Here is a 24,686-nt window from a genome sequence, read left to right as displayed (position 1 = left end):
GCGGGTGACCCAGTATTCCAGAGGCCGCAGTGCTTGAGCCGAAAGGCCGCGGCTTACCGGATCGCCCGGTCCATGTGCGCAATTGCGTACAGGCCGGGCGATGACGGCGGTGCATCCACGTCATTGCGAGGAGCGAAGCGACGAAGCTAGAAAACCGCCAAATACTTCAGCAGCGAGACGATGCCGATGATGATGACCACGACGCGCGCGATCTGCTTGGCGCGGCCGTCGAGCGGCAACATGTTGATGAGATAAAGAACCAGAATAATGACAAGGAAAGTGACGAGTACGCCGACGAGCATGCGGGGCCCCCTGATGGCATCGGTGAATGTGCTGTTCGCAGTTTGCTAACGTGCGAAGGGAAGGTCGGTTCCCGATGACGGAACCGGGGCTGGCCGCCGCTTGCGCAAGCGAGGCTATTCGCGCGCCAGCACAGGCGCGCGCTCATACCTGGCGCGGATGCGATCCGGCGCCGGCGTGAAGTTGAGCGACGCACCGCGGCGGTCGGGGCGGCCGACCGACATCAATCCGTCCTTGCCGGCGACGATGTCACCCTTGCGCAAGGTCGGATCGTCCTCGATTTTGACCGCGGCGAGCCCGACAGTGTCCTTGCCGTTGCAGGTGCAGCCCGAGACGATCTCGTCGCGATAACGGAATGCGTTCGGCAGCTCGGAATACGGCTTGCCGTCCTCGGTCGCGGCGTTGTCGATGTTGCCGCCATAGACCACTTCGGTCGCGCTCGCCGGGCAGAAGCTGTTGCAGCTCTCCGCCTTGCTCTGGTTGCCGGTCGCAGCCAGCGGGAAATAACGGCCGTCGCAGGTGCGCACGCAATAGGCCTGGCCGCCGTCATAGCGCGCGCGGCGTTCGGTCCGCGGCACCGGCGCCGGGCCATCATCGAACGGCACCCGGATGACCGGCGGGCGGCCCTGCATGAAGCCGCCGAACAATTGCGAGAAGAAATCCTGGGCTTGCGCCGCGGGCGCCAGCGAAAGTCCGAGCAATGCCGCCGCCCCGAACGCCAACCGCCTGGAATGTCGTTTCACCATCACCGACCTCGCGCCACAACACTCCTCAGTACAACGAGGCACCGGTCGGAATGTTCACCGCCTGACGACCGGACGGCAGCGTCATCACGGCGGGGCGCGGCTGCATCGGCGCGGGGCGGACAGAGATCTGCGTCGTACTCGGACCGAGCTCGCGGGCGGCGAGATGCGGCCCGTTCTTCGGCAGCACCACGACCTTGGTGCCGACATTGACGCGATTGAACAGGTCGGTGACGTCCTCATTGGTCAGGCGGATGCAGCCCGAGGAGACGAACTTGCCGATGGTCGAGGGATCGTTGGTGCCGTGGATGCGGTACTCGCTGGAGCCGAGATACATCGCGCGGGCGCCGAGCGGATTGCCCGGGCCGCCGGCCATGAAGCGCGGCAGATAGGGCTGGCGCTTGATCATCTCGGCCGGCGGATGCCAGTCCGGCCATTCCGCCTTGTTGCTGATGGTCTGGGTGCCAGCCCAGGTGAAGCCCTCGCGGCCGACGCCGACGCCGTAGCGGATCGCCCGGCCACCGCCGAGCACATAATAGAGCGCGGTGTTGCCGGTATCGATGATGATGGTGCCGGGCGCCTCCGACGTGTTGAGCGCGACGGTGGTGCGGCGCAGCCGCTCCGGCAGCGCGCCGTCCTCGGTGCCCACGGCCGAAGGATCACTCATCACCTCGTCGGAGGGAAATCCGCCCGTCTGGGTCGACGCATAGCCCAGCGCGGAAGAGCGGACCTGGGCGCTGGCCGAATTGGCGACCATGAACGGCGTCGCCAAGAGGATGCTGGTGAAGGCAAGATTACGAGCAACGGTGCGCGCGGCGCGCGACGCAAGCCGGCGGCTGGAGAGAGACTGCTGTGTCATGTGCTGCCCCTGGACGGGATGCGCATCATGGTGATGCGATGCCAGACCAACGCACGTGACCGTCAGACAGTTCCGCTGCGAATCGTCGCGAAGTCGCGATTGTCAACCCGCCGGCCCTCACGAGAGCGCGATGGAACCATTGCCGGGGCGACGCCGTTGTCGTGCGCAGTTTGACGTAAATTCATTTGTCCCGTTCGGGAGGAGTCTTGTGCGCGCCTTTCCGGGTGAACGTAGGCTTGGCAACGCGCCCGAAGGCACGCCCCTCCCCGACAGCAAAGCCGATCTGCCGCCGGTGATCAGCCGCGCCGAGGTCACAGCCTTCGCGCTGGTCGCGCTGCTGGTGATCGTCGTGGTGGCGGTGCTTTATTTGGCGCGCGCGGTCTTCCTGCCGATCACCATGGCCTTCATCGTCGGCACCATGCTGTCGCCGGCGGCGAGCCTGCTCGAGCGCTACCGGATTCCGCGTGCGCTCGGCGCCGTGCTGATCGTGATTGCGGTCGGCGCCGCCGTCAGCTTCATGGTCGGGCTGATCGCCTCGCCGGTGATGCAATGGAGCTCGCGGCTGCCCGAACTCGGCGCGATTCTGAAGCAGAAGCTGCATGTGTTCGACCGGCCGCTCGCGCTGTGGCAGGAACTGCAGAGCATGGTCGGCGGCTCCGATACGCTGGCCGCGCTGCAGATGCCGAAATTCGAATGGGTGCAGCCGACGCTGGAATTCGTCTCACCGACCTTCGCCGAATTCCTGCTGTTCATCGCCACTCTGATCCTGTTCATCGCGAGCTGGACGGATCTGCGCCGCGCGCTGGTGATGACCTTCAGCGATCGCGCGGCGCGGCTGCGCACGCTGCGCATGCTCAACGAGATCGAGGTCCATCTCGGCAGTTATCTGCTGACGGTGACCATGATCAATGCCGGCGTCGGCATCGTCACCGGCGTGATCTGCGCGGCGACCGGCACGCCCAATCCGGCCGGGCTCGGCGCGCTCGCCGCGACGCTGAACTTCATTCCGATCATCGGTCCGATCGCGATGTTCGTGGTCCTGGTCGCGGTCGGCATCATTTCCGCGCCGACCATCGGCGCGGGGCTGATCGCACCGGCCTGCTTTGCGGTCGTGACCTTCATGGAAGGGCATTTCGTGACGCCGACGATCGTCGGCCGCCGGCTGTCGCTGAATGCGCTCGCGGTGTTTCTCGCGCTCGCATTCTGGACCTGGCTGTGGGGCCCGATGGGCGCCTTCCTGTCGTCGCCGCTGCTAATCGTGGCGCTGATCGTTAAAGAGCATTTGATACCAGTCAATTCGCCGCAGCTGCCTGAAGGCTAACAAAGCGTTTTCAAGCGGGCACCGGTTCGCGTGGAGAAAACGCGTCGAACCACAAAGCCGGTTTCGTACCTGGAACCTTGAGCGGTGCGAAGCGTTTTTCTCCGAACACACACGTTTTCCGGGAGCTTTCGATGTCGAGCACGGACAGCACATTTGGGATCAAGAACATGACGGACAAAGCGACCTACGAACGCCTCGAAAAGGATGTCACTGCCGTGAAGAACGATATCGCAGCTCTCACCGAACAGATCACCGACGCGCTCAATTCGTTCGCCAACAACGCCGGCAAGCAGGCCCGCCGCCGCTACAAGGACGCGCGCGCCAACGCGGAAGAGGCGCTCGACGACGTGACCGAGCGCGGCAGCGCGATGATGGGCGCGGCACAGGAGGCTGCATCGTCGATCGAGGAAACGCTGGAAGAGGTGATCACGCAGCGGCCGCTGGCGACCGTCGGCCTGGCGCTCGGCCTCGGCTTTCTGATCGGTGTCACCTGGCGGCGCTAGGTCATGCGCAAACCACCGTTCCGGACGCGATGGCAGCGCTGGCACGCCGCCACCGCGTTCGTCGATGCGCTTTTCAGGGCAAGGTTCAAAGCAGGACTTTTCAGGGCAAGGTTGGTCAATGCTTCAGCGGCTGATCGATGACGTCAAGCAATCCATCGGCAGCGCGTTGCGGCTGACGTCGCTTGCGGCCGCCGCCGCGGTCGCGCTGCTCATCACCATCGCCTTCCTGTGCGCGGCCGCCTTCGTCTATGTGCTGCAGCACTACGGTGCGGTGGAAGCATGCCTGTCCGGCGCCGCGGTGTTCCTCGTCGTCACGCTGATCGTCATTGTCGTTTACACGGTGCGCAAGCGCGAGATGCAGAGGCGTGCCGAGAAGGCGGCCAAGGCCGCCAAATCCGCCGCGGCGACGATGCTCGCCAACCCCGCATTGATCGCCACCGGCCTGCAGATCGCCCGCGCCATCGGCGGCAAGCGGCTGATCCCGATCCTCGCGGTCGGCGGCCTCGCGCTCGGCCTGATGGCAAGCCGCGGCGCCGCCCGCGGCAGCGAGGAGGCGGAGGAAGAGGAATAGGAGTAGCGTTTCTCCCTCGGGACGCGAAGCCAGCACCGCTCAACCGTCATCATCGCCCGGTTCAAGCCGGGCGACGACGTCGTGCAAGGGGTTCTCAGGTCACGCAGCGGCCGGGCTGCAGCAGCTTGGCCACTTCGGTCAGGACGCTGACCACCGGCTCGCAGGCCACCTTGCGAGTGTCGCCGGGCCGCGCCCGGGCGGGCGCTGCGGGACGATTGCGCGCTTCTTCCCGCGCCACGGGAACGCGGACCAGGACCGAAGTATCGGGAAGCCGATCGAGCTTAAGCGCGACGGTCCGGCTCGGCAGGGCGGCAATCGGAGCCACGGCACGATCCGTTTTGGCGGCGCGATTGACCGCGCTCTCCGGCGCCAATGCGGTGGTGACCTGCTGTCCGCCGATGAGATCGTGGCCGGACGCCAACTGTACCGCGCCAAGCGTCAGTGAAGCCGCCAACGCAGCGAAAATTCCTTTTTGAATCTTTGACATGGCAATGTCCCTCGCCCCACGGAAATTCCCTTTGGCGATCACGGACACAACGCGAACGAAACCTGTGGGGTTCTCGCGTCCAGCCATCACTTAACCGTGTACGAAAAAATTTTGGTTCGCACGGAACGAGTCGTGGGTCTGCGAGTCGTTACAACAGCCGGTTATTCCCCCTGCCCCATTGACCGGCGACGTAGGGCGCGACCGTGGTGATGCCGGTCGCGCCCTGCTCTTTTTCTGAGCGCCGCGAACGATGCGTCAGGCGGACTGTCCATCCTTCGCAAATTGAAGCTAGGCGCTGCAGGACCGCGGTCCGACCTCAGGCATCATCGCCCGATGGTGTGTCCTGGGATCGAACAACCGTCACTTCACGGCATGACGGGCAACGGCCGACGTGAAACTTGATTCCGGTTGTCTGGTCGTCGACGAGCATCAATTCGCTCAAGGCCTCGCCGCATTTGCAAGTGACCGTTTTTTTATCGGCAAAATACATCTGACGTCCTCCATAAGCCTGGAGATTTCATCTCGTCATTGGGGCGAACCCGCTTGCGCCGTGCTCGCCCCCTTAGCTTCCGCTCCTTCTCGGCATGTCGAACCCGGACAATCCGGATGATGGTCGTGGTGTCCGGCGCTTATCTCGAACCGGTCTTCCGCGGCTCCGCGGCTTCGCGCGCCTGCCGCTCGGCCTTGAGGCGCTGGAAGTTGTCGTAGAACGCCTTCTCGTTGGCGCGATGCTCCTTCATCGCCTGCGACGCCTCTTGCTGCCGCTGTGCGTCACGGACCTTGCGCTGCTCGGGAGTGAGATTCATGCGACCTCCAACTAAGTTCTTGAATCAACGTTGAATTCAATGCGCGAGGCCGGAAAAGGTTGCAGCGGGAAGGCCGGGTATCTATTTGCGCAGGCTCGCCCAGACGCCGCCGAGGATCAGCAAACCGCCAACCAGATGGATCAGCCTCGGCGGCTCGCCGAGGATGATCCAGGACAACAGGGCGCTCGCGATCGGCGCGACATAAAGCACGAGCGACGTCCGCACCGAGCCGAACCTTGCGCCGAGCCAGGCGAAGCCGGCATAGGCGAGCAGGCCCGGAACGATGCCGGCGAAGACATAGGCCTCGAGCGCCCGGACGTTGAAAACCGCAGCCGGCGTCGCCCACATCTCCTGAAGTGCCGGCGGCAGCGAGCACAGCGCGCCGGCCGCCGCGAACAGGCTGACCCGCGCCAGCAGCGAGGCGCGCGGCGCGACGCGTGATTGCACGATCGTATAGCCGGACCAGCCGAGCATCGCGCACACCACCAAGAGGTCGCCCCAGGCCGCGCTCGACTGCGCCAGCGTTTCCAGATGGCCGCCGGAGACGATCAGCAGCGCGCCTGCAAGCGCCAACGCGGTGCCGAGCCATTGCAGCGGACCGATATGCTCGATGCCGAGCGCCGCCGAAATCAGCAGCACCATGATCGGCGACAGCGCGAAGATCAGCGCGATGTGGATCGCTGATGTGGTGATGCCGGCGATGTAGACCGGGCCGCCGCACAGGAACATGCCGAGGAAGCCTGCGGCGAGGATCGGCCAGAAATTCCGCGCCAGCGGGATCTTGCCGTCCCGGACTGCCGCGATCGCAAACGGCGCGAGGCCGATGGCGATGATGCTCCAGCGGAACAAGGCCAGCGAGAACGGCGGCACCGAGCCGGCAAGGCCGCGCGCCAGCACCTGGTTCGAGGCCTGCCCGACCGCGACCAGGATGAATCCGGTCAGCGCGACCGCGTCCTCCCAGCCTGAGGCCGGACGGCTGACGGGCGCCTTCGGCAACTCCGCATCCATGACACCGCCCCCTCAGCCGGTGCGCAGGGCACGCGCCCGCTATCGCTGCGCCGCCTCGCGCTCCATGTCGCGGCCGGTCATGTCCTCGCCCTGCATGTTGGCGTATTCGCGCGCCATCTCGCGCATCAGGAATTTGGCGGGGACGTCGTGATAGCTGCCGTGGTCGTTGACATACTGCATGTAGGCTCGCCCGGCGCCATCGAAGGGATGCAGCAGCGCGTCGGAATGGCCGTCGAAATCGAGCGGCTTGACGCCGAGCTTGGCGCACAGCGTGTCGTTGAAGGTCGGGGTCGCCTTGCGCCAGGCGCCGTCGACGAACACTTCGGTGAAGCCGTGCCAGCTGAACAGGTCGGAGCCCATGCTCTGGCGCAGCTTCTCGGTGGTGAGATGGTTGCGGACATCGGCGAAGCCGACCCGCGCCGGGATGCCGTGGACCCGGCAGGCCGCCGCATAAAGCGCCGCCTTGCCGACGCAATAGCCGTTGCCGGCGGCGAGCACGCTGGAGGCCCGGTAGCTCTCCGCCGAGCGCATGCTGACATAGGGGTTGTAGCGGATGCCGTCGCGCACCGCTGTGTAGAGCCGGCTCGCGATCTCGCGCGCACTGGCGCCGGCCGGGACGGCGGCGCGGGCGAACGCCTCGACGGCCGGATGATCGCTGTCGACATATTCGCCCGGGTCGGTGTAGAGGCGGCTGATCGTATCGGGGAGATGCTCGGTCATGGCGCGAAGCTTAGCAAGCCATGGACGCAGTTCAATGCAGCACGTGCAGCCGCATTGCAGAGCTGCCGTTCCGTTCTCGCCGTTCAGTTCTTGAAGCGTTCGTCCAGTTGCGGCGGCCGGTAGCTGCGCCGCTTCGCCTTGAAATATTCGCGCGCGAAATGGATGCCGATCCCGATCAGGAACGGCGGGGCAAGCGCGGCAGCGATCATGAACACCGTGATCGACTTCGGCGTCAGGATGTCCAGCACCATCGACGCCAGCAGCCACAGCGTGGCAGCAATCACCGCGACGTCGACATGCTTCATTTCTCCGGTCTTCCCTTGGTCCCTGACCTCGCTCCGGGTTCCATCCTACCGGCTGCCCCCGCGCACGCCAAGGATTCCCGCAGTAAACGATACCTGCGCCCTTCACTTTTTGGAACGGCGCTCGCGCTGGGCACGTTGGTCGGAAGTGACCAGGCGAGGAGGCCGCGATGGGCAATTCCAGTGACATCCACAACGGCACCGATCATCCCGCCAGCCAACACGGCGTCAATGACCCGGTCGGCGGGCTCGACGTGAAGCGGACGTTCGACGACAACCAGACGCCGCACGAGCGCGCGCAATGGGCCGCCGATGTCCGCGCCGAAGCCTTGCCCAGGCGTGGCGAGGCGTTTCTTCCCGAAGCGCTGCGGCGGCCGCCGACCGCACCGCTGAATCCGCGCACCGGCCGCCACCCCACCAATTAGCGTCTGGCGAGATGGTCTATCCGTTTGTCTGTTGACCAGTCATCCTCGCGCGGAGGCGAAGCCTTTGCCCGGGATGACGGAAAGCGGAGGCGCGTCGTTGACCATCGGGCCGCGGACGCCCGCCGAACAGGGAAGACCGGGAAGCTCCGCCATTCTGCGCCCTTCTCGTTCGCAGGGTCACGCAGCGGATCGGCAGTGGCGCATGCTCCTGCGGACTCTGTCGCGCCCGGTACGAGTCATCAGCAACGTGGCGGTTACCGGAGGACTCGATCCCCATCAGCATCCCCATCAACGCGGGGAACGGGACGAGCGGCGCGACGGGCAAGGAGTCCCCGCGGCGCCGCTGTCGTCGTCACTCGCGCGTCGACAGCATCGCGTTCAGCTCGACCGCTGTGCGCAGCTGCTCGATCCGCGCGGCGATCTGATCGCGCTCGGCGCCGCTCGGCAACTCCGCGAGCTGGCTCTCGAGCCGCACCCGGTGCTCTTCGAGACGCTGTTCGAAGGTGTGGGGTTCAGACCGCTTCCGCTTTCGAATCGTCTTCTCCATCACTCGTCCTTGGCGGTTGCAGACCGGGACTATTGGCCCAGCGGTCCAGTTGGTCGATGACCCGTGCGTGGCTCGGACGCCGCGGCTTTGGGGCTTCCGGTTCCTCCGACAGCTTGCGGGGCAGATTGACTTGGTTGGTCATGGCAGCACTCCCGCCAGACAACGGGATGGGCGCCGGATCGTTCCTAATATTTTACGTAAGACATTGATATTGCTTGATAAATATACTCAATCGATGTCTTTTTACAGGTTGGGGGAACCCGCTGGCACTTGGTTTGTTTAGCAAACTGCTCAACTAACTAATTCTTGGCGGTTTGCGATGAATGAGCTTCGCGCTGAACGTCTTCAAGTGATGCTTTCTCCCGACGAATTATCGGCCCTCGACGATTTCCGCTTCAAGCACCGCATGCCGACCCGCGCCGCGGCGGTCCGCGAACTGCTCAAGCTCGGTCTCGCTGGCACCGGTATCGATGCCGCAGCCGGAGTGAAATCCAGCGAGTACGGGGTGTTCGATCGAGGGCCCGAAGGGCACACACAGGAGGACGCGCCGAGCAAGTGACGGCGCGTTGCGCTGGTCCGGCGGTTCAGCCGGCGACGAACAGGTCCACGACCGCTTTCAGGGTACAGACCACGAGTGCCGAGGTGAACATCGCCGTGCCGAGATCTACGAGATAAAGCAGCTGCGCCTTCTGCTCCGCATCAAGCCGCGCGATCGCCTTGCGCATGGCCAAGCTCCCTTTTTAGAAGAACGCGTCGCGTGAACGTCGGTTCCTTCGACCGGCAATTCACGCCCGCTGCAGCGCCAGCGTCACGCCGCCGAGTGTCAACGCCATCGCGCCAATCTCACGCAGGCCGAGCGGCTCGCCGAGGATGATCGCGGCCGAAATCACCCCGATGACCGGCACCAACAGCATCCCCGTCGACGCCGATGTCGGCGGCAGCCGGCGCAGCGTCTCGAACCAGGTGAGATAGCAAATGCCCATCGGCATCAGCGTCATGTAGGCAAGACAGCCGAGGCCGAACGGCGTGATCGCGGCATAGTTCGGATGTTCGAACAGAACGCCGAGCAGCAGCATCACCAGACAGCCGATGCCGACCTGCCAGGCCACCACCGCAAGCGGCGGCATCGGCAGCGGCTTGCGGTTCAGCACGTTGCCGAGCGCAAACAGGGTGGCGCAGGCGAGCGCCAGCGCGATGCCGGTGAGCTTGTCGGCGCCGAACGCAAAACCGCCTCCGCCGAGCAGGAGCGCGACGCCGGCGACGCCGAGCACCAGCGCCGCCAGGTCCCGCAGCGTCGGGCGGCTGTGCAGCACCGGCCAGGCGAACAGCATCGCCCAGATCGGCATGGTGTAGGCGAGCAACGCCCCCTCGCCGACCGTGACGAATTTCATCGCGATGGTGCCAAAACCCATCCAGGCGAAGACATTGGTGAAGGAGGCGAACAGCAGCCGCGGGACCGCCTCGCACGGCACCGCGAGCGACTGGCCGCGCGCCAGCGCCAGCGTGGCGAGGATCACCGCGGCGCAGGTGCCGGCGAGTCCGCGGGCGAACAGCGGCGGCCATTGCTGCAGCAGCAGCTTCATCAGCGGCCAGTTCAGGGCCCAGCCGAAGGCCGTCGCCACCAGGCAGAGAAAGCCGATCGTTCGGTCGCGTTGCGTCGTATCCATCGGCCGCGCTTAACAGGGGGAGGCGCGCAATGCCACATCGCATCGCGCATGCGGACCACCGTCTCAGGCAAAGGTCCCGATCGCGATCTTCGGCCAGCCGTCGCTTTTCCGTGCGACGGCAAGTCTGCTCGTCCAGGCATCGATCAGGCTTGCGATCAAGAGGCGCCCGGTCCCGCGCATGTCGGGCAGTTTCATGGTCGGCGTGCCCAGCGTCAGCGCGACCACGCCATGGGTCGCCGCGAGCAGCGCGGTCGCCAGCCGCTGCGGCAGGCCCGGCGCAGGCTCGGCGCCATGCGCCGCCAGATATTCCCGCACCGAGATCACGAACAGCTCGAAGCTGCGGCGCGCGATCTCGGTCTCCCCGAAATAGACGCCGTCGGGAAAGCGGCGGTCCTCGACCGTCCCCGACATCGAGAACAGCGAACGGAAATGATCGGGGTTGTCGGCCCAGTAATCGAGATAGGTCTCCATCACGCGCCGCAGCCGCTGCTCGCTGTCGGCGGTCTGCGCGCGGACCCGTTCGAGGCGCTCGGCCACCGCCTCGAGATTCTGCTGCTTCACCGCGAGCAGCAACAGCAGCTTGGTTGGATAATATTTGAGGACGGTGCCCTTGGAGTAGCCGATCGCGTCGGCGATCTTCTGGATCGAGACGGTCTCGAGCGTGCCGGCGGCGAACTCCTTGCGCGCGGTCGCGAGGATCAACGCCTTCAGCGCCTCCTTGTCGGCATCCTGGCGCGCCCTGCGCTGAAAGCGCCGCGCACCCTTGCTGGCTTGCTCCTCGATCGACATTGCCGTCTCCTGGCCGTGTCCTAGAGGCTTTTCCGTCCCGATGGAATCGAAACGAGGCTCGCTCTTGCCATACCTCAGTTAATTGACTATGGTCAATTAACTGATCGCACAACACGGGAGGATGCAATGAGCGCGCATGCGAGCCCCCTTGCCGCCGATATCGTCCGCAGCGATTTCGATCCGTTCAGTCCGGCGACGCGGGCCGATCCCTACGGCATTTATGCGGAGCTGCGCGCTGCGGCGCCGGTGGTTCGCCTGACCAAGTACGATATCTGGGCGGTGCCGCGCTTTGCCGAGGTCAAGGCGATCTTCGGCGACCATGTCAAATTCAGCAACGCGGGCGGCGCCGGGCTTGCCAACCACTTCAAGGAGAAGCCGTGGCGGCCGCCGAGCATCATCCTGGAGGCAGATCCGCCGCTGCACACAAGGACCCGCGCCGTGCTGGCGCGGATCCTCTCGCCCGGCGCGATGCGTCGGCTCGCGGATGATTTCAAGGCGAAGGCCGCAACGCTGGTCGACGGGTTGGTGGCACGCGGCTCGTTCGATGCGATCAAGGACGTCGCGGAGGTGTTTCCGGTCAGCGTGTTTCCCGACGCGCTCGGCATCAACCAGGAGGGCCGCGAGAACTTCCTGACCTATGGCGCGATGGTGTTTGCGGGCTTCGGGCCGGAGAACGATTACTTCCGCGACCTGATGAAAGAGGCGCCGCGCGTGCTGCCGTGGGTCGCGGCGCGCTGTCAGCGCGAGGCGCTGCGCCCTGGCAGCTTCGGCGCGCAGGTTTATGAGGCGGCCGACGCCGGCGAGATCAGCGCGGAAGAAGCGCAGCTGCTGGTGCGTTCGCTGCTCTCGGCCGGGCTCGACACCACGATCAGCGCGATCGGCATGGCGCTGTACACGCTGGCGCGCCATCCAGGGCAATGGGCACTGCTTGCAGCCGATCCGTCGCTGGCGCGCGCCGCCTTCGACGAGACCCTGCGCTTCGACTCGCCGGCGCCGTTCGTGTTCCGCACCACGCCGCATGACACCGAGATCGCCGGCGTTGCGATCGGGAAGCATGAGAAGGTGCTGCTGCTGCTTGCTTCCGCCAACCGCGACGAGACGCGGTGGGAGCATGCCGAGCGGTTCGATGTCAGGCGGCGCCTCTCCGGGCACATGGGCTTCGGCGTCGGCATTCACGGCTGTGTCGGGCAGATGGTGGCGCGGCTGGAGGCGGAAGCCGTGATTGCAGCGCTCGCCGCCCGCGTCAGGCAGTTCGAGATTGCCGGTCCGGTCGCGTTCCGCGGCAGCTCGGGCCTGCGCGCGCTCAGCACGATGCCGGTCCACGTTACGCCCAAATAGGCCGCGAAAGCGGCGGATCCGCCGCTAGATCCCGTCCAGGACCTCGCGCACCTTGGTCGCCAGTTCGTCGATCGAAAACGGCTTCGGCAGCAGATTGGTGCCGGGGTCGAGGATGCCGTTGTGGACGATGGCGTTGCGGGTGTAGCCGGTGGTGTAAAGCACCTTGAGGCCCGGGATGCGCTCACGCGCCCGTACCGCGAGATCGTGGCCCGACATGCTGGGCATCACCACGTCGGTGAACAGCAACGCCACCGAAAGCCCGCCATCGAGGAGTTGCAGGGCTTCGTGCGGATTGGCGGCACTGACCACGGTGTAGCCGAGCTCCCGCAGCGCCTCGACGGAAACGCCACGCACGCGGTCCTCGTCCTCGACCACCAGGACCACCTCGTTGTTGTGGCCGCGATACGAAGCGATCGGCGCACGCCTGACAAGGTCCGGGCCCGCTTCACCGCGGTACCGCGGCAGATAGATCTTGACGGTCGTACCGACACCGATTTCCGAATAGATCTTCACATGGCCACCGGACTGGCGCACGAAGCCATAGACCTGGCTGAGGCCGAGTCCGGTCCCCTTGCCGACCCCCTTGGTGGTGAAGAACGGATCGAACGCCTTGGCGATGACCCCTTCGGTCATGCCGCTGCCGTTGTCCGCCACGGCGATCATGACGTACTGGCCGGGCGGAATCGAATATGCCTTCGCCGCGACCTCGTCGACATAGCTGTTGGCGGTCTCCAGCGTGAGCTTGCCGCCACCCGGCATCGCATCGCGGGCGTTGACGCAGAGATTGAGGATGGCGTTTTCGAGTTGGCCGGAATCGGCGCGAACCCGCCACAGGCCCGCGGCCAGCACGGTTTCAAGACCGATGGTCTCGCCAAGCGTGCGCGCCAGCAGCTCGGCCATGCCCGAAATCATCTTGTTGCCGTCAAGCGTCACCGGCGCGAGCGGCTGCTGACGCGAGAACGCAAGCAGGCGCTGGGTGAGGCCCGCGGCGCGCTGCGCGCCGTCGACGGCGGCCTCCACGAAACGCTCGACATCGTTTTCGCCCTTCGCAAGCTTGCGCTGGATCAGATTGAGGCCGGCGATGATCACCGCCAGCATGTTGTTGAAGTCGTGAGCGATGCCACCGGTCAACTGGCCGACGGCCTCCATCTTCTGGATCTGTCGCAGTTGCTCCTCGGCCTTGGTCCGCTCCTGGACTTCTTCCACGACCCGCTGCTCCAGCGTCGTGTTGAGGGCCTGCAACGCGGCTTCGGCGCGGCGCCGCTCGGCGACCTCGCGCTCAGCGGCCTGGAATAGCCGCGCGGTGTCGATCGCGGTCGCCGCCTGCGCGGCGATACCGGCGATCAGCTGCTCGGCACGATCGCCGAAGACGCCCGGCTCGGGATGGCCGAAGAACAGCCCACCCAGCACCTCGCCGGAGCGCGACACGACGGGCGCCGCAAGATAGCTACGCACCGGCAGATGCCCTTTCGGCATCCCGTAATGCGGATCGTTCTTGCCGTAGCGGGGATCCTTCAGGATGTCGTCGGATCGCACGATCGCGTCGCCATTGAAGGTCGGCGCGAACACCGCCGTGTTGCGCGGCATCGGAAACCGCGAGAACGCCTCGCGCGGCACGCCGGACAGGGTGTAAAGCATGTAGCTCTCACCCGTGTCGTTGATCACGTTGTAGAAGAACGAGCCGAAGGCAGCGCCCGTCAACTCGGTCGCCGCATCGGTGACGATCTGGACAGCACGATCGAGATTGAGTTCGCCCGCCACCGCACTGCCGACCTTGTTCAAGAGCTCGAGGACGTGCGCCTCCTCTTCAAGCCGCACGGCACGCTCCGCCCGTGAGCCGGACAGTTCAAGGTTGGCGGCAACGCGCGCCAGCAGCTCCCTCGCGCTGAATGGCTTGACGAGATAATCGTCGGCGCCGATCTGCAGGCCCTCGACCTTCGCCTCCTCACCTGCGCGTGCCGACAGGAAGATGACCGGCAGCCCTTTCAGGTCCCGGTCGGAGCGCAGCGCATTCAAGAGGCTGATGCCATCCAGGCGCGGCATCATGATGTCGCTCAATACGAGGTCGGGCCGCTGCCGCCAGACCGCCTCCAGCGCGGCCTGCCCATCTTCAACCGCCTCAACGTCATAGAGCGGCGCGAGCAGGCGGCGCACATATTGGCGCATGTCGGAATTGTCGTCGGCGAGCAGGATGCGTTGCCGCCGTCCAGCGACCGCAGGCGCTGCGAAACCGAGATCCTCCGATGAGGATGGATCAGGTCGATCGCCGGGGTCACCGCCAGCCAGCCATCCCATCGCCTCATCGAGATAGGCCTGTGCGCGAACACTGCTCGAGGCGGCCGCATTGCCCGCACTGATCTGCTCGGCCGGAAGATGCGCCGTTCCGAACGGCAGCGCGATGGTGAAAGCGGTCCCGCGATCGATCTCGCTCTCGACCCGGATCTGCCCGCCATGCTGCTTCACCAGTTCCCGTACCAGCGCAAGGCCGATACCACTTCCTTCGAAAGAGCGGCCGCGCGCGCCCTCGACGCGCTGAAACCGATCGAATATGTGCGGCAGCGCTGACGCCGGAATGCCGGTCCCCGTGTCACTCACGACGACCTCGGCCGCAGTACCGTCGGGCGAGGTCATGATGGAGACCGCAATCTCTCCATCGAATGTGAACTTGAACGCGTTCGAGAGCAGGTTGAGGACGATCTTCTCCCACATGTCACGGTCGACATAGACGGGCTCCGGGAGTGCCTCGGTCTCGATCAGAAGACTCAACCCGGCCTTCTCGACAGTCGAACGAAAACTCGACGCGAGGTCGGACGTCAGCGCAACAAGGTCGACCGGCTCGTATGTGGCGGAACTCCGACCCGCCTCGATGCGCGCGAAATCCAGCAGCGTGTTGACCAGCTTCAGCAGACGCTGACCGTTGCGGTGTGCGATGTCGAGCAGCGAACGCTGCTCTGGCGGTAGATGCTCGTCCGCCTTGGATATCAGCTCTTCGAGCGGGCTCAGCATCAAGGTGAGCGGCGTACGGAATTCGTGGCTGACATTGGAGAAGAAAGTGGTCTTGGCGCGATCGATCTCGGCCAGCGCCTCGGCGCGGCGGCGCTCCTCCTCATACGCCTGTGCATGGTTGATTGCAGCGGTGATCTGCGCCGATACCAACCCGAGGAAGCTCGTGTAGCGTTCATCGTAGACGCGGAATGGATTGAGCCCCGCGATCAGGAAGCCGGCGACCGCATCACCGGCAGCAAGCACCGGCAGCACGACGGCTTGGTCCGGCGCCTGGCGCCAGCCGCCGGAAGGGAAATCGAGACCGAACAGACTTTTCAGGTCCTGCACCAGCACGCCGTCACGGCTCGCCTGCACGTCGGCGACCGGCCACGCTTCGCTGCCGTCGAGCGCTAGCTGCGGCTTCACCCCGACATGATGCCGGTCCATGCCGCTGGTCGCGGCCAGCCGCGCAACCTGCTCCTGCTGATCGATCAGATAGATCATCGCGAAAGGCAAATCCTGAGGATCGGTCGCCAGCGCCGCGGCACTGCGCTCGCAAGCCTGGCCGACGCTTCGCGCCTCGGCCGCGCGGCTGGCAAGCTCGCGCAGAAGCGAGAGCTGCCGCTCGCTGATCACGCGCTGCGTATCGTCGGTATTGGCGCAGAAGATTCCGGCGGGCAGACCGTCGGCATCGGGAATCGGGCTGTAGGAGAACGTGTAGTAGGTCTCTTCGGGGAAGCCGTTGCGCTCCATGATCAGCAATTGGGCCTCGACATAGGTGCCCTCGCTCCCGCTCATCGCCTTGGTGAGCAGCGGCGCAATGTCATCCCAGATCTCGCGCCACACCACGCGGGTCGGCTCGCCTAGGGCGCGCGGATGCTTGCCGCCGATGATCGATTTGTAGGGATCGTTGTAGAGGAAGGTCAGCTCCTTGCCCCAGCCGATCCAGATCGGCTGCTGCGAGGTGAGCATGATGCGCACCGCAGTCTTGAGGCTTTCCGGCCACACCTCGGGCGGCCCCAGCGATGTGCCTGCCCAATCCCGATTCCTGAGGAGGCCAGCGAGCTCGCTGCTACCGATGAAGAGATGTTCGCTGGTCACGCCACGCAATGTCGCCGGGGTTGGTAATCTCGACACAACGGCTCCCGCCAAGCCCAAACAATGAAAAGCAAACTCTTGCTGACAATGTCAGTTCCTAAGCGCTCTACCGGCCGCACGACGCCTGGCAGCAATCCGGGCTAGCAAAGAAAAAGCCGGCGTACCTTTCGGTACGCCGGCCGTATTTTTCCCGCTTTGCGTAAATTCAGATCATGCCGACGCGGCGCGCGGCGTGCGGTTGCGCGAGTTGCGCTGGAAGAACAGCGCCTGGCTCGCCACCGCCGACACCATTGCCGGCTGGAACGGTTTTGAGATCAGGAAGGCCGGCTCCGGCCGCTCGCCGGTCAGGAAGCGCTCCGGATACGCGGTGATGAACACCACCGGCACCTCGAAGGTCCGCAGCAGCTCGTTGACCGCATCGAGGCCGGACGAGCCGTCGGCGAGCTGGATGTCGGCGAGGATCAGGCCGGGCTTCTTGTTCTTGGCGAGCGCCACCGCATCGGAATGTGTGCGCGCAACGCCGATGACGTTGTGGCCGAGATTCTTCACCAGGCTCTCGAGGTCCATCGCGATGAAGGTCTCGTCCTCGATGATCAGGACATCGGTGGCGATCTCGGCGGCCATCTCGCGGCCGGCGGCATCGGTCAGCTTGCGCGTTTCGGCAACGTCGGTGCCGAGAATGTAGCCGACCTCCTCCTCCGAGAAGCCTTCCAGCGACAGCAGCAGGAAGGCCTGCCGCGGCAGCGGCGTGATGTTGGAGAGCCGGCGCTCCGGCGGCAGCGAGAGCGTCGCCACGTCTTCATTGTCGTTGTTGTTCACCGATACCGAATTCCAGATCTGGGTGAACAGCCGAAACAGGCCGGCGCGCGGGCCGTGCGTCTGGTCCAGCAATGATCCGTCCTGCAACAGGGCCTCGAGCATGGCCCCGACATAGGCGTCCCCGGACGCCTGGTTTCCGGTCAGTGCGCGCGCATAGCGGCGCAACAGCGGAAGGTGTTCGGCAACGATCTGCGATCGGGACATTCCCACTCCATCCTTGTTCGTGAGGCCAACCGGCCTGCGACCCGTGCTCTGGGGCGGCGTACCATTTTGGGGCGCCCCCGGTTCCCCTGCATGCCCGACTACGCGCGAGCGCCGGAAAAGTTCCACGAAATAGTTCCAGGCTTCCGGAACTTTATGCGCAACTTCGCATTAGCTCCTGACCGACGAGGCAACGCGGCCAGCCTCTTTTTTCGAGGAAACATCTTGGAAATCAGAGACTTAACTCCCGGGGAAGCGTGGATCAGATCATGAAGGAAGTGAAGAAGCAGGGCGGTCTCAACGCCGAGATTCAATCGAGAATCGGCCACCAGCTGCGTGCCATGTACGACGACGTCGTGCGGCAGGGGGTGCCCGACCGCTTTGCGGAGCTGATCCGCAAACTCGACGGACCCGAGGCTGCCGCGGCGGCCGTGGCCGGGGGCGATACCGACAAGAACAATGGAGGGGACTAATGCCTCTCACGAATGAACTTCGCGACGACATCCTGGCGTCGGTCCCGAGCCTGCGCGCGTTCGCGATCTCGCTGTCCGGCAATGGCGACCGCGCCGACGATCTGGTGCAGGAGACGCTGCTGCGGGCAATCGCCAATATCGATTCATTCCAGCCCGGCTCGAACCTGCCCGCGTGGTTGTTCACCATCCTGCGCAACCTGTTTCGCTCCGACTACCGCAAGCGGCGGCGCGAGGTGGAAGACGCCGAGGGCAACTATGCCAAGACGCTGAAGAGCCAGCCGTCGCAGGCCGCGCATCTGGAGTTCGAGGAATTCCGCGCGGCGCTCGAAAAGCTGCCGCAGGACCAGCGTGAAGCGTTGATCCTGGTTGGTGCCTCCGGCTTCTCCTACGAGGATGCCGCGGCGATCTGCGGCTGCGCGGTCGGCACCATCAAGAGCCGCGTCAACCGTGCGCGATCGAAGCTCTCCGCGCTGCTCTATGTCGACAGCGCCGAGGATTTCGGTCCGGACAACACCGTGCGCGCCGTGATCGGCGGCAACGGTGGATAGGCACCACGACGGGCGGTGGATACGAAGAGGCGGTCCATGAGGGCCGCCTTTTTTATTGACCTGAACAGCCCGGCCGGCGCGCTTAGCCCGCCATCGCCTGCTTGACGGCCGCCGGCTTGAAGCCGTTCCTCAATTCGAGGATCTTGGCCGCGATCTCGGTCACCGGGACCGGATGACTGAACAGGAAGCCCTGGGCCTCGTTGCAGCCTTCGGCTCGCATGTGGTCCAGCTGTTCGACGGTCTCGATGCCTTCGGCGATCGTGGTCATGCCGAGGCTTCTGCCGAGGCTGATGACGGCGCGCACGATCGACTTCGATCCATGCGTCGCGGTCGCGTCGCGCACGAAGGATTTGTCGATCTTGAGCTTGTCGAACGGGAAACTGCGCAGATAGCTCAGCGACGAATAGCCGGTGCCGAAATCGTCCAGCGCGATGCGCACCCCTTGTGCTTTCAGCTTGTGCAGCGTCGCAAGCGTCTCGCTGCTGTTGGCGAGGAAGACGGATTCGGTGATTTCGAGCTCCAGCCGGCGCGGCGACAATTTCGACGCCGCCAACGCGTTGACGACGACGTCGATGAAGGCGGGATCGCGAAATTGGACCGCGGAGACGTTGACCGCGAGCTTCATCTCGGTGGGCCAGGTGACGGCCTGCTCGCAGGCGCGATTGAGCACCCATTCTCCGAGCGGGCCGATCAGGCCGATCTCTTCGGCGATCGGGATGAACTGGTCCGGCGGCACCAGTCCGCGCTTCGGATGATGCCAACGCAGCAGCGCCTCGAAGCCGCAGATGCGATCGAGATGCAGATCGTAGAGCGGCTGGTAGTACAGCGAGAACTCGTCCTTGGCCATCGCCTCGCGCAGATCGAGCTCGATCGCCCGGCGCCGCTGCAGGCTGGCGTCCATCGCAGGCTCGAAGAAGCGCCAGGTGCCCCGGCCTTCCATCTTGGCGCGGTACAGCGCGACGTCGGCGTTCTTCAGCAGCTTCTCGCCGGTGGTGCCGTCGCCCGGCGACATCGAGATGCCGACGCTGCATCCGACCACGACGCGATGCCCATTCAGCTCATAGGGAGCGCCGACGCATTCCACGATGCGGCGAGCGAGCCGTTCGGCCTCCTCGCCGCCCTGGACGCCGCACTGGATGACCGCGAACTCGTCGCCGCCCAGACGCGCGACGGTGTCGACCTCGCGGACGCAGGCGTTGAGCCGGTCCGCGACCGCGCACAGCAATTCGTCCCCGACCGGATGCCCGAGCGTATCGTTGACCTGCTTGAAATTGTCGAGATCGAGGCAGAACACCGCGAAGCCGGATCCGCGGCCGACCTGGGCGACCGCGAGCTCGATCCGTTCCGCCAGCAGCGTCCGGTTCGGCAGCCTGGTCAGGGCATCGTGCCGGGCCATGAACGCGATCTGCGATTCGGCGCGCTGCTGTTCGGTGACGTCCTCGCAGGTCACGAGCCAGCCTCCGTCGGATGTCGGCCGCTGCGCGATGGCGATGATCCGTCCATCGCTGAGATGCTGCAGATAGTTGCCCTCGTGCTGGGCCATCGATCGCTCGCGTTCCGCCAGCAGGTCGGCGACGCTCCGCTCACCGTGACTGCCGGCGGCGACGCTGAGGCCGAGCACGTCCTCCATGGTCATTCCGGGAACGACGAGCTCCGGCGAAATATCGAAGATCTCGCAGAACCGGCGGTTGGCGACCTGCAGCCGCGCCTCGCTGTTGTACAGGCACAGCCCTTGCGACATGTGCGTGAGCGCCGCATCGAGCCGCAGATTGGTTTCATGCAGCTCGGCCTTCTGCTGCTTCAACGCGGAGATGTCGCTGTAGACGAGAACGACGCCGCCCTCCTGCGTCTCGCTGCGGCTGACCCGCAGCCAGCGCCCGTCGGCAAGCTGCGCCTCGCTCGCGAATCCATCGAAGTCGCCGTCGGCCGGCGCCAGGCTGGGCGCGTCGAGCCGATCCGACTGCAGGAGCTGCGGCGAGAGGCGGATGAATTCGCTGGCGCGCGAGTTGGCCAGCGCGATCTGGCCGTCCGCATCGAGCAGCACGACGCCTTCGTGCGACGTTTCGAGCGCATCGGAGAGCCGCGCCTGGGCGGAGCGGCGTTGCGACACCTCTTGATCGACCATCCGCCTGATGTTGTCGCGCATGGTTTCCATGGCGGTCAGCAGCGTGCCGAGCTCGTCGGTGCCGCCCTTGGGGACGGTCGCATCGAGGTCGCCGCCGGCGATGCTTCGCGCGGCCCGCGATGCAATGGCGACCGGCCCGATGATCCGGCGCGCCAGCAACCACGAGAACAGCGCCGACAGGAACAGCGCGACGGTCAGCCCTGCGACGTTGAGCTGCAGATCCCGCTTGATGGTCGACAGCGCCTTTTGCCGGAACAGGAAGCCGTCACCGGCCGTATAGTTGACCAGCAGCTCGACCTGCTGGCTGACGATCTTGGAGTAGCGATCGACATCGCCGACCGTCGTCCCCGATACTTGCGGATCAGCCGCCGCATTTCCCTCGACCGAGGATCCGATCGCACGGCGATGCAGTGCCATCCAGGCGTCGGCGGCTTCCTGAACCTTGGCCGCGGCTTGCGCGGCGCGCGAGGACTGCGAGCGATCGGCGGCGATCGTCAGGTCTTCGGAGAGCGTCTTGGCGAGCTTTTCGATCTGGCTGTCGAGGCTGGCCCGGATTTCCGGATCCGTGGTCAAGAGACGCTGCGACGAGGCGACCCGCATCGAGGCGAAGTCCGCACCGGCGGCGCGGGCGTAATTGATCGACATCAGGGATTCGTCGAATGTCTTGGCTACCAGATCGCCGGCATGGCGGATGCCGAGGATGGAGTATCCGCCGAGCGCGACCGCAACGGCGCTCATCGCGAGGCAGAAAATCAGGATCTGGGTGCGGATCGAACCCGTGGTCAGGGCAATGCGCGACAGGCCGCCGGTTGCGAGCCGGAAGGCTGCACCGATCTTTACCTTGAGGTTGCCCAACAGGCTATCCATACCCGCGTTTCGCCGTAGTGCTCGATGTTCAAGCTACGCAGAAACGCGCAGCGCTTGCGGAAAAATGACTGTCTGCTCAAAATTGCTTTAGTAGTGACTGCAACTCATGCTGAAATCGTTAAGATCAGCTGGCGATAATCACCCTTACAGGTAATCCGGGACGCTTCATTTGCACGCTCGAGTAGCCGGGGTTGGAATTCCAAGCGGGGGTCTCATGCAGTCAGGCTTGTTGCGCATCCTGCGCCTCGGCCGGTCCGGCCGCGTGCCTTTGATGGCCGCGATTGTCACGGGAGCGCTAGCCGGCGCCGCTCTGGGTGCCAGTCCCTATGTCATTTCGCAGAAGGATCGTGAATTCAAGCCCGCGGAGATCTCGATCAAGCGCGGCGAGGTTTTACGATTCATTAACGATGACGGCGAGCTGCTTCATCACGCTTATTTGAGCAGCGATACGTTCAGTTTTGACTCCGGCGACCAGCAGCCGGGCAGCAAGTTCGACGTCACCTTTTCGGTGCCAGGCGACTACACCGTGTTGTGTGGCATTCATCCGAAGATGAAGCTTGCCGTCCATGTCGCCAAATAGTCCCCCACAGCCATCACGATCTACAGGATCGAGGTCTTGAAGATCGCGGCGTGGCCGAAATAGTAGACGAACAGCGTCAGCGACAGCGCGGCGCAGAGCGCGACCGGGGCAAGCCATGCCGCGCGACGATCGCGCGGCAGCACCTTGTTGTCGGCGACAATCGCAAACAGTACGGCGATGATCGCCGAGTGTCCGATGGTGTCGATCTTGCCGAATTCGAAGCACGCGCTGATGAACATCCCCACCAGCACGGCGGCGGCGCAGCGCCGGATCAGCGGCGTCCAGATCAGGGCGAAAGCGAGCGTGAACTCCACCATGCCGGCAGCGCGCATGTAGAATTCATTGTCGAAGCCGAGGGTCATCCCGGCATGCTCGATCAGGAGCGGGAAGCTCCATTCCGGATAGGCCCATTTTTCGATCGAAGCCCACATCAGCGTCACCGCCGCGGCGTACCGCATGACGTCGATCGGGCGGATGCCGAACAGGTCCTTGTTCAGCCCGATCAGTGCAAAATAGGCGGCAACGCCTAGAAAAATCGGGTAGTCGGCGAGATGGAAGACGCCGTAGTCGCGGATACCGATCCCGAACAGGATCGCCATTCCCACGGCCGAGAGCGGCAGCGTGCGCCGAGACAGCATTCCGGCGGCGATGGCGAGTTGCAATGCGCCCACCAGCGGTGACGACGTCTTCAACTCGGGCGTCAGCAGGATCCCGCCGACGGCCCAGATCGAGATGAAGAAGAAGGCGCAGACCGCGCGCATCATCGTCTCGGTGTGCAGCCGCAGACCTTCGGTAATGCGGTCCAGCACGCGAATGGTCGCATCGCCGAGCGATGTCGGTTCGATCAGGCAGCCCGCAAACAGCCAGAACACGGCGACGCCGAGCAACAGTTCAAAATCGAGGCAAAGGACATTCTCGAGTCCGCGCGGCTGACCGGCGACATCGTAGGCGCAAAACCATTTGACATGTGCCTCGGCACTGCGCGCGGCTGTGACACAAAACAAAACCGCTGCAAGGCACGTGGCGAAAAAGGAGCGCACAGCCGACGCGGCATCTCGCTCCCGCCCACTAAACATTGAACCAACCGCCCACACACAGATACGCTTAAGGACTTGCACGCTTAAGGACTTGTTTAACTTATATCAAATTTTACGCATTGCGCCTGCCCAGACATCCGCTGGTTGCATTGTGGTTAATTGCGGCAGCCAGGTCCCAGCCCGTCCTTCAGTGCGTCTTTTCCGGCCGGTTCCATCGAATTTTAGCTAATTCCGGCACGGGGGCTCAATTCAACTGTCGTAGTGAAACCCGGACAAATCGGATCGGGAGGCCGGTTAAATGTTCGGAGCGATGAGCGTCGTGAGTATCGGGGTGGGGTCAGCCCTCGCCTATGTGACAAAATCGTCCCCGTCGCGCACGGCGGCCCTCGAGACCTGCGCCGGCGCATTCCTGGTCGTCGGGCTTGGCCTGCTCGGGGCTGCGCTGCCGCACCTCGCCTGACAAGCCCCCGTTCAAAGCCCTCCTGCTGCGCTCAGCGCGGCAGTTTGGGGATCCCCGCCACCGGCGGGGCCGTGGCGGTCAGGGTTTGCAGGAAGGCGATGAGGTCCTTCTTCTCGCCTGCCGTCAGGGACAATGGCTTGATGTCGGGTGACCGGCTCGGCCGCTCGATCCCGCCCTTGTTGTAGAGCTCGATGACATCTTCCAGCGTTGCGACCGATCCGTCGTGCATGTAGGGCGCACGCCGCGCGACGTCGCGCAATGTCGGGGTCTTGAACGCATATTTCAGCTTCGCCGAGGTCGGAAAGTAACGTCCGCGCCCGATGTCGTGGCCCTTGGCAGTGCCGATATCCTGGAAGGACCCGTCGGAGAAGGATGGGCCGCTGTGGCAGGACGAACAGCGTCCCTTGCCGTTGAAAAGCTCAAAGCCGCGCTGGGCCGATGCGCCGATCGCGCTCTCGTCGCCCTTGATCCAGCGGTCGAACGGCGCCTCGCCCGCAACGATGGAGCGCTCGAAAGTCGCCAGCGACTGCTCGATCCTCGGCCGTGTGATCGCGCCGTCTCCGAACGCGTGAGCGAATGCATCGACATAGCCGGGGATCGCCGCGAGACGCGCGATCAATTCCGGCTCGGTCATGTTAAGGTTCATCGGGCTCAGGATCGGCCCGAATGCAACGGATTCGAGATCCCTGAACTTGCCGTCCCATCCCAGCGGCTCGAAGAACGCCACGTCGATCAGCGTCGGCGAGCGGATCGGCAGGCCCTTCGGATCCTCACCGATGGCGCGCGGCAAGCCGTCGGCCCATGACAGGCTCGGCTTGTGGCAGCTCGCGCAGGAATGCGTCTTGGACCGCGACAGGAGCGGATCGAAGAACAGCATCTGCCCAAGCGCGGATTTCGCCTCCGAATAGGGATTGTTGCTCGGGAAGGGAACGACGTCGGGCCGGCGATAGCTGGCGCGTATTGTTGCAGGGTCGCTCGGCGCCGTCCCCGGGGTCAAGGCAAGCGACAGCCCGACAGGCAAAACTGCCGCGAGCAAGGTCAGGCTGACCCAAAGCCTCATCGGGGTCCTCAGACGGTATCCTGCTCGGTATATGCCCAAGCATGTTC

At 64.7% G+C, this 24,686-nt stretch carries 28 protein-coding genes and 1 riboswitch; of the genes, 10 read left to right on the top strand and 18 right to left on the bottom strand.

The genetic code is table 11. From position 1 onward, the window contains the following. Positions 1-146: 146 nt before the first annotated feature. The 3 genes from AKN83_RS39515 to AKN83_RS09450 all read right to left on the bottom strand — a co-directional run bounded on the left by AKN83_RS39515 (position 147) and on the right by AKN83_RS09450 (position 1,902). The gene (locus AKN83_RS39515; protein ID WP_021076357.1) at positions 147-302 is read right to left on the bottom strand and encodes a Thivi_2564 family membrane protein; all 156 of its coding nucleotides are present in this window, start codon (positions 300-302) and stop codon (positions 147-149) included. 114 nt (positions 303-416) lie between these two features. Further along, on the bottom strand, positions 417-1,046 hold the full coding sequence (locus tag AKN83_RS09455; RefSeq protein WP_050405394.1) for a DUF2865 domain-containing protein: 630 nt from the start codon (positions 1,044-1,046) through the stop codon (positions 417-419). Between the two features lie 25 nt (positions 1,047-1,071). Beyond that, positions 1,072-1,902, bottom strand: a complete 831-nt coding sequence (locus AKN83_RS09450) for a L,D-transpeptidase (protein WP_050405395.1) — start codon at positions 1,900-1,902, stop codon at positions 1,072-1,074. Positions 1,903-2,110: 208 nt separating this feature from the next. On the opposite strand from AKN83_RS09450, the gene AKN83_RS09445 reads away from it, so the two are divergent. From AKN83_RS09445 to AKN83_RS09435, 3 genes are all read left to right on the top strand, one after another. After that, positions 2,111-3,223 carry an AI-2E family transporter gene (locus AKN83_RS09445; RefSeq protein ID WP_050405396.1) on the top strand — a complete coding sequence of 371 codons (1,113 nt, stop codon included), beginning with the start codon at positions 2,111-2,113 and terminating at the stop codon, positions 3,221-3,223. A 131-nt stretch (positions 3,224-3,354) separates the two neighbouring features. Continuing rightward, positions 3,355-3,726 (top strand): ElaB/YgaM/YqjD family protein, encoded by a 372-nt coding sequence (locus AKN83_RS09440; protein ID WP_050405397.1) that lies wholly within the window; start codon positions 3,355-3,357, stop codon positions 3,724-3,726. A 118-nt stretch (positions 3,727-3,844) separates the two neighbouring features. Further along, a complete protein-coding gene (locus tag AKN83_RS09435) occupies positions 3,845-4,297 on the top strand; it encodes a hypothetical protein (protein ID WP_050405398.1) in 453 nt (150 codons plus the stop codon). A 94-nt stretch (positions 4,298-4,391) separates the two neighbouring features. On the opposite strand, the gene AKN83_RS09430 is transcribed toward AKN83_RS09435, so the two are convergent. From AKN83_RS09430 to AKN83_RS09415, 6 genes are all read right to left on the bottom strand, one after another. Next, the gene (locus AKN83_RS09430; protein WP_050405399.1) at positions 4,392-4,784 is read right to left on the bottom strand and encodes a hypothetical protein; all 393 of its coding nucleotides are present in this window, start codon (positions 4,782-4,784) and stop codon (positions 4,392-4,394) included. A gap of 316 nt (positions 4,785-5,100) precedes the next feature. Then, entirely contained in the window at positions 5,101-5,274 is a 174-nt protein-coding gene (locus AKN83_RS40495) for a hypothetical protein (RefSeq protein WP_172803513.1), read from the bottom strand. 139 nt (positions 5,275-5,413) lie between these two features. Beyond that, the gene (locus tag AKN83_RS40490; RefSeq protein ID WP_172803512.1) at positions 5,414-5,590 is read right to left on the bottom strand and encodes a hypothetical protein; all 177 of its coding nucleotides are present in this window, start codon (positions 5,588-5,590) and stop codon (positions 5,414-5,416) included. Between the two features lie 81 nt (positions 5,591-5,671). Then, positions 5,672-6,598 carry a DMT family transporter gene (locus AKN83_RS09425; RefSeq protein ID WP_050405400.1) on the bottom strand — a complete coding sequence of 309 codons (927 nt, stop codon included), beginning with the start codon at positions 6,596-6,598 and terminating at the stop codon, positions 5,672-5,674. A gap of 39 nt (positions 6,599-6,637) precedes the next feature. Further along, positions 6,638-7,318: a transglutaminase-like domain-containing protein gene (locus AKN83_RS09420; RefSeq protein WP_050405401.1), complete on the bottom strand. Its 681-nt coding sequence runs from the start codon at positions 7,316-7,318 to the stop codon at positions 6,638-6,640. An 83-nt stretch (positions 7,319-7,401) separates the two neighbouring features. Next, complete coding sequence (locus tag AKN83_RS09415; RefSeq protein ID WP_050405402.1) at positions 7,402-7,623, bottom strand: hypothetical protein; 222 nt, start codon at positions 7,621-7,623, stop codon at positions 7,402-7,404. Positions 7,624-7,790: 167 nt separating this feature from the next. Here AKN83_RS09415 and AKN83_RS09410 point away from each other — a divergent pair, with 167 nt between their 5' ends. Further along, complete coding sequence (locus AKN83_RS09410; RefSeq protein ID WP_050405403.1) at positions 7,791-8,045, top strand: hypothetical protein; 255 nt, start codon at positions 7,791-7,793, stop codon at positions 8,043-8,045. A 223-nt stretch (positions 8,046-8,268) separates the two neighbouring features. Continuing rightward, positions 8,269-8,329, bottom strand: a riboswitch (Fluoride riboswitch). A gap of 68 nt (positions 8,330-8,397) precedes the next feature. Here AKN83_RS09410 and AKN83_RS09405 read toward each other — a convergent pair. Beyond that, complete coding sequence (locus AKN83_RS09405; RefSeq protein ID WP_050405404.1) at positions 8,398-8,592, bottom strand: hypothetical protein; 195 nt, start codon at positions 8,590-8,592, stop codon at positions 8,398-8,400. A gap of 319 nt (positions 8,593-8,911) precedes the next feature. Between AKN83_RS09405 and AKN83_RS09400 the strand changes: the two genes are divergently transcribed. After that, positions 8,912-9,151, top strand: coding sequence for a hypothetical protein (locus AKN83_RS09400; RefSeq protein ID WP_050405405.1), 240 nt, complete (start codon positions 8,912-8,914; stop codon positions 9,149-9,151). A gap of 25 nt (positions 9,152-9,176) precedes the next feature. Here the strand turns inward: AKN83_RS09400 and AKN83_RS39510 are convergent, their stop codons facing one another. The 3 genes from AKN83_RS39510 to AKN83_RS09390 all read right to left on the bottom strand — a co-directional run bounded on the left by AKN83_RS39510 (position 9,177) and on the right by AKN83_RS09390 (position 11,048). Beyond that, positions 9,177-9,317: a hypothetical protein gene (locus AKN83_RS39510; RefSeq protein WP_157113291.1), complete on the bottom strand. Its 141-nt coding sequence runs from the start codon at positions 9,315-9,317 to the stop codon at positions 9,177-9,179. A gap of 60 nt (positions 9,318-9,377) precedes the next feature. Beyond that, positions 9,378-10,259 carry a DMT family transporter gene (locus AKN83_RS09395; RefSeq protein WP_050405406.1) on the bottom strand — a complete coding sequence of 294 codons (882 nt, stop codon included), beginning with the start codon at positions 10,257-10,259 and terminating at the stop codon, positions 9,378-9,380. 63 nt (positions 10,260-10,322) lie between these two features. Further along, the gene (locus tag AKN83_RS09390) at positions 10,323-11,048 is read right to left on the bottom strand and encodes a TetR/AcrR family transcriptional regulator (RefSeq protein ID WP_050405407.1); all 726 of its coding nucleotides are present in this window, start codon (positions 11,046-11,048) and stop codon (positions 10,323-10,325) included. Between the two features lie 126 nt (positions 11,049-11,174). Here AKN83_RS09390 and AKN83_RS09385 point away from each other — a divergent pair, with 126 nt between their 5' ends. Continuing rightward, positions 11,175-12,386: a cytochrome P450 gene (locus AKN83_RS09385; protein WP_050405408.1), complete on the top strand. Its 1,212-nt coding sequence runs from the start codon at positions 11,175-11,177 to the stop codon at positions 12,384-12,386. Between the two features lie 24 nt (positions 12,387-12,410). Here AKN83_RS09385 and AKN83_RS09380 read toward each other — a convergent pair whose 3' ends face one another. Together AKN83_RS09380 and AKN83_RS09375 are read right to left on the bottom strand one after the other, a co-directional pair. Continuing rightward, positions 12,411-16,508 carry an ATP-binding protein gene (locus AKN83_RS09380; RefSeq protein WP_050405409.1) on the bottom strand — a complete coding sequence of 1,366 codons (4,098 nt, stop codon included), beginning with the start codon at positions 16,506-16,508 and terminating at the stop codon, positions 12,411-12,413. A gap of 171 nt (positions 16,509-16,679) precedes the next feature. Next, positions 16,680-17,492 carry a response regulator gene (locus AKN83_RS09375; RefSeq protein ID WP_050405410.1) on the bottom strand — a complete coding sequence of 271 codons (813 nt, stop codon included), beginning with the start codon at positions 17,490-17,492 and terminating at the stop codon, positions 16,680-16,682. Positions 17,493-17,758: 266 nt separating this feature from the next. Between AKN83_RS09375 and AKN83_RS09370 the strand changes: the two genes are divergently transcribed. Continuing rightward, on the top strand, positions 17,759-17,962 hold the full coding sequence (locus AKN83_RS09370) for a NepR family anti-sigma factor (RefSeq protein ID WP_018269610.1): 204 nt from the start codon (positions 17,759-17,761) through the stop codon (positions 17,960-17,962). Next, on the top strand, positions 17,962-18,510 hold the full coding sequence (locus tag AKN83_RS09365; RefSeq protein WP_016847265.1) for a sigma-70 family RNA polymerase sigma factor: 549 nt from the start codon (positions 17,962-17,964) through the stop codon (positions 18,508-18,510). Before AKN83_RS09370 ends, AKN83_RS09365 begins: the two co-directional genes overlap by 1 nt. An 82-nt stretch (positions 18,511-18,592) precedes the next feature. Here AKN83_RS09365 and AKN83_RS09360 read toward each other — a convergent pair whose 3' ends face one another. Next, the gene (locus AKN83_RS09360) at positions 18,593-21,502 is read right to left on the bottom strand and encodes an EAL domain-containing protein (protein WP_083991996.1); all 2,910 of its coding nucleotides are present in this window, start codon (positions 21,500-21,502) and stop codon (positions 18,593-18,595) included. Positions 21,503-21,716: 214 nt separating this feature from the next. Between AKN83_RS09360 and AKN83_RS09355 the strand changes: the two genes are divergently transcribed. Next, positions 21,717-22,082 (top strand): methylamine utilization protein, encoded by a 366-nt coding sequence (locus AKN83_RS09355; protein WP_050405411.1) that lies wholly within the window; start codon positions 21,717-21,719, stop codon positions 22,080-22,082. 20 nt (positions 22,083-22,102) lie between these two features. Here AKN83_RS09355 and AKN83_RS09350 read toward each other — a convergent pair whose 3' ends face one another. Then, complete coding sequence (locus tag AKN83_RS09350; RefSeq protein ID WP_050405421.1) at positions 22,103-23,086, bottom strand: hypothetical protein; 984 nt, start codon at positions 23,084-23,086, stop codon at positions 22,103-22,105. 331 nt (positions 23,087-23,417) lie between these two features. On the opposite strand from AKN83_RS09350, the gene AKN83_RS39505 reads away from it, so the two are divergent. Continuing rightward, positions 23,418-23,579: a hypothetical protein gene (locus AKN83_RS39505; protein WP_157113290.1), complete on the top strand. Its 162-nt coding sequence runs from the start codon at positions 23,418-23,420 to the stop codon at positions 23,577-23,579. A gap of 31 nt (positions 23,580-23,610) precedes the next feature. On the opposite strand, the gene AKN83_RS09345 is transcribed toward AKN83_RS39505, so the two are convergent. Further along, a complete protein-coding gene (locus tag AKN83_RS09345) occupies positions 23,611-24,639 on the bottom strand; it encodes a cytochrome-c peroxidase (protein ID WP_050405412.1) in 1,029 nt (342 codons plus the stop codon). Between the last annotated feature and the right edge of the window lie 47 nt (positions 24,640-24,686).

Origin of the sequence: Bradyrhizobium embrapense, assembly GCF_001189235.2 — a bacterium.
GTDB lineage: Bacteria > Pseudomonadota > Alphaproteobacteria > Rhizobiales > Xanthobacteraceae > Bradyrhizobium > Bradyrhizobium embrapense.
The sequence above is the reverse complement of the archived record's forward strand: the minus strand, read 5'-3'. Positions and strand labels throughout refer to the sequence as shown.

Excerpts from the sequence above, each read along its gene's own strand:
- AKN83_RS39515 (WP_021076357.1), bottom strand. The coding sequence starts at position 302 with ATGCTCGTCGGCGTACTCGTCACTTTCCTTGTCATTATTCTGGTTCTT.
- AKN83_RS09455 (WP_050405394.1), bottom strand. The coding sequence starts at position 1,046 with ATGGTGAAACGACATTCCAGGCGGTTGGCGTTCGGGGCGGCGGCATTG.
- AKN83_RS09450 (WP_050405395.1), bottom strand. The coding sequence starts at position 1,902 with ATGACACAGCAGTCTCTCTCCAGCCGCCGGCTTGCGTCGCGCGCCGCG.
- AKN83_RS09440 (WP_050405397.1), top strand. The coding sequence starts at position 3,355 with ATGTCGAGCACGGACAGCACATTTGGGATCAAGAACATGACGGACAAA.
- AKN83_RS09435 (WP_050405398.1), top strand. The coding sequence starts at position 3,845 with ATGCTTCAGCGGCTGATCGATGACGTCAAGCAATCCATCGGCAGCGCG.
- AKN83_RS09430 (WP_050405399.1), bottom strand. The coding sequence starts at position 4,784 with ATGTCAAAGATTCAAAAAGGAATTTTCGCTGCGTTGGCGGCTTCACTG.
- AKN83_RS40495 (WP_172803513.1), bottom strand. The coding sequence starts at position 5,274 with ATGTATTTTGCCGATAAAAAAACGGTCACTTGCAAATGCGGCGAGGCC.
- AKN83_RS40490 (WP_172803512.1), bottom strand. The coding sequence starts at position 5,590 with ATGAATCTCACTCCCGAGCAGCGCAAGGTCCGTGACGCACAGCGGCAG.
- AKN83_RS09425 (WP_050405400.1), bottom strand. The coding sequence starts at position 6,598 with ATGGATGCGGAGTTGCCGAAGGCGCCCGTCAGCCGTCCGGCCTCAGGC.
- AKN83_RS09420 (WP_050405401.1), bottom strand. The coding sequence starts at position 7,318 with ATGACCGAGCATCTCCCCGATACGATCAGCCGCCTCTACACCGACCCG.
- AKN83_RS09415 (WP_050405402.1), bottom strand. The coding sequence starts at position 7,623 with ATGAAGCATGTCGACGTCGCGGTGATTGCTGCCACGCTGTGGCTGCTG.
- AKN83_RS09410 (WP_050405403.1), top strand. The coding sequence starts at position 7,791 with ATGGGCAATTCCAGTGACATCCACAACGGCACCGATCATCCCGCCAGC.
- AKN83_RS09405 (WP_050405404.1), bottom strand. The coding sequence starts at position 8,592 with ATGGAGAAGACGATTCGAAAGCGGAAGCGGTCTGAACCCCACACCTTC.
- AKN83_RS09400 (WP_050405405.1), top strand. The coding sequence starts at position 8,912 with ATGAATGAGCTTCGCGCTGAACGTCTTCAAGTGATGCTTTCTCCCGAC.
- AKN83_RS39510 (WP_157113291.1), bottom strand. The coding sequence starts at position 9,317 with ATGCGCAAGGCGATCGCGCGGCTTGATGCGGAGCAGAAGGCGCAGCTG.
- AKN83_RS09395 (WP_050405406.1), bottom strand. The coding sequence starts at position 10,259 with ATGGATACGACGCAACGCGACCGAACGATCGGCTTTCTCTGCCTGGTG.
- AKN83_RS09390 (WP_050405407.1), bottom strand. The coding sequence starts at position 11,048 with ATGTCGATCGAGGAGCAAGCCAGCAAGGGTGCGCGGCGCTTTCAGCGC.
- AKN83_RS09385 (WP_050405408.1), top strand. The coding sequence starts at position 11,175 with ATGAGCGCGCATGCGAGCCCCCTTGCCGCCGATATCGTCCGCAGCGAT.
- AKN83_RS09375 (WP_050405410.1), bottom strand. The coding sequence starts at position 17,492 with ATGTCCCGATCGCAGATCGTTGCCGAACACCTTCCGCTGTTGCGCCGC.
- AKN83_RS09370 (WP_018269610.1), top strand. The coding sequence starts at position 17,759 with ATGAAGGAAGTGAAGAAGCAGGGCGGTCTCAACGCCGAGATTCAATCG.
- AKN83_RS09365 (WP_016847265.1), top strand. The coding sequence starts at position 17,962 with ATGCCTCTCACGAATGAACTTCGCGACGACATCCTGGCGTCGGTCCCG.
- AKN83_RS09360 (WP_083991996.1), bottom strand. The coding sequence starts at position 21,502 with ATGGATAGCCTGTTGGGCAACCTCAAGGTAAAGATCGGTGCAGCCTTC.
- AKN83_RS09355 (WP_050405411.1), top strand. The coding sequence starts at position 21,717 with ATGCAGTCAGGCTTGTTGCGCATCCTGCGCCTCGGCCGGTCCGGCCGC.
- AKN83_RS39505 (WP_157113290.1), top strand. The coding sequence starts at position 23,418 with ATGTTCGGAGCGATGAGCGTCGTGAGTATCGGGGTGGGGTCAGCCCTC.
- AKN83_RS09345 (WP_050405412.1), bottom strand. The coding sequence starts at position 24,639 with ATGAGGCTTTGGGTCAGCCTGACCTTGCTCGCGGCAGTTTTGCCTGTC.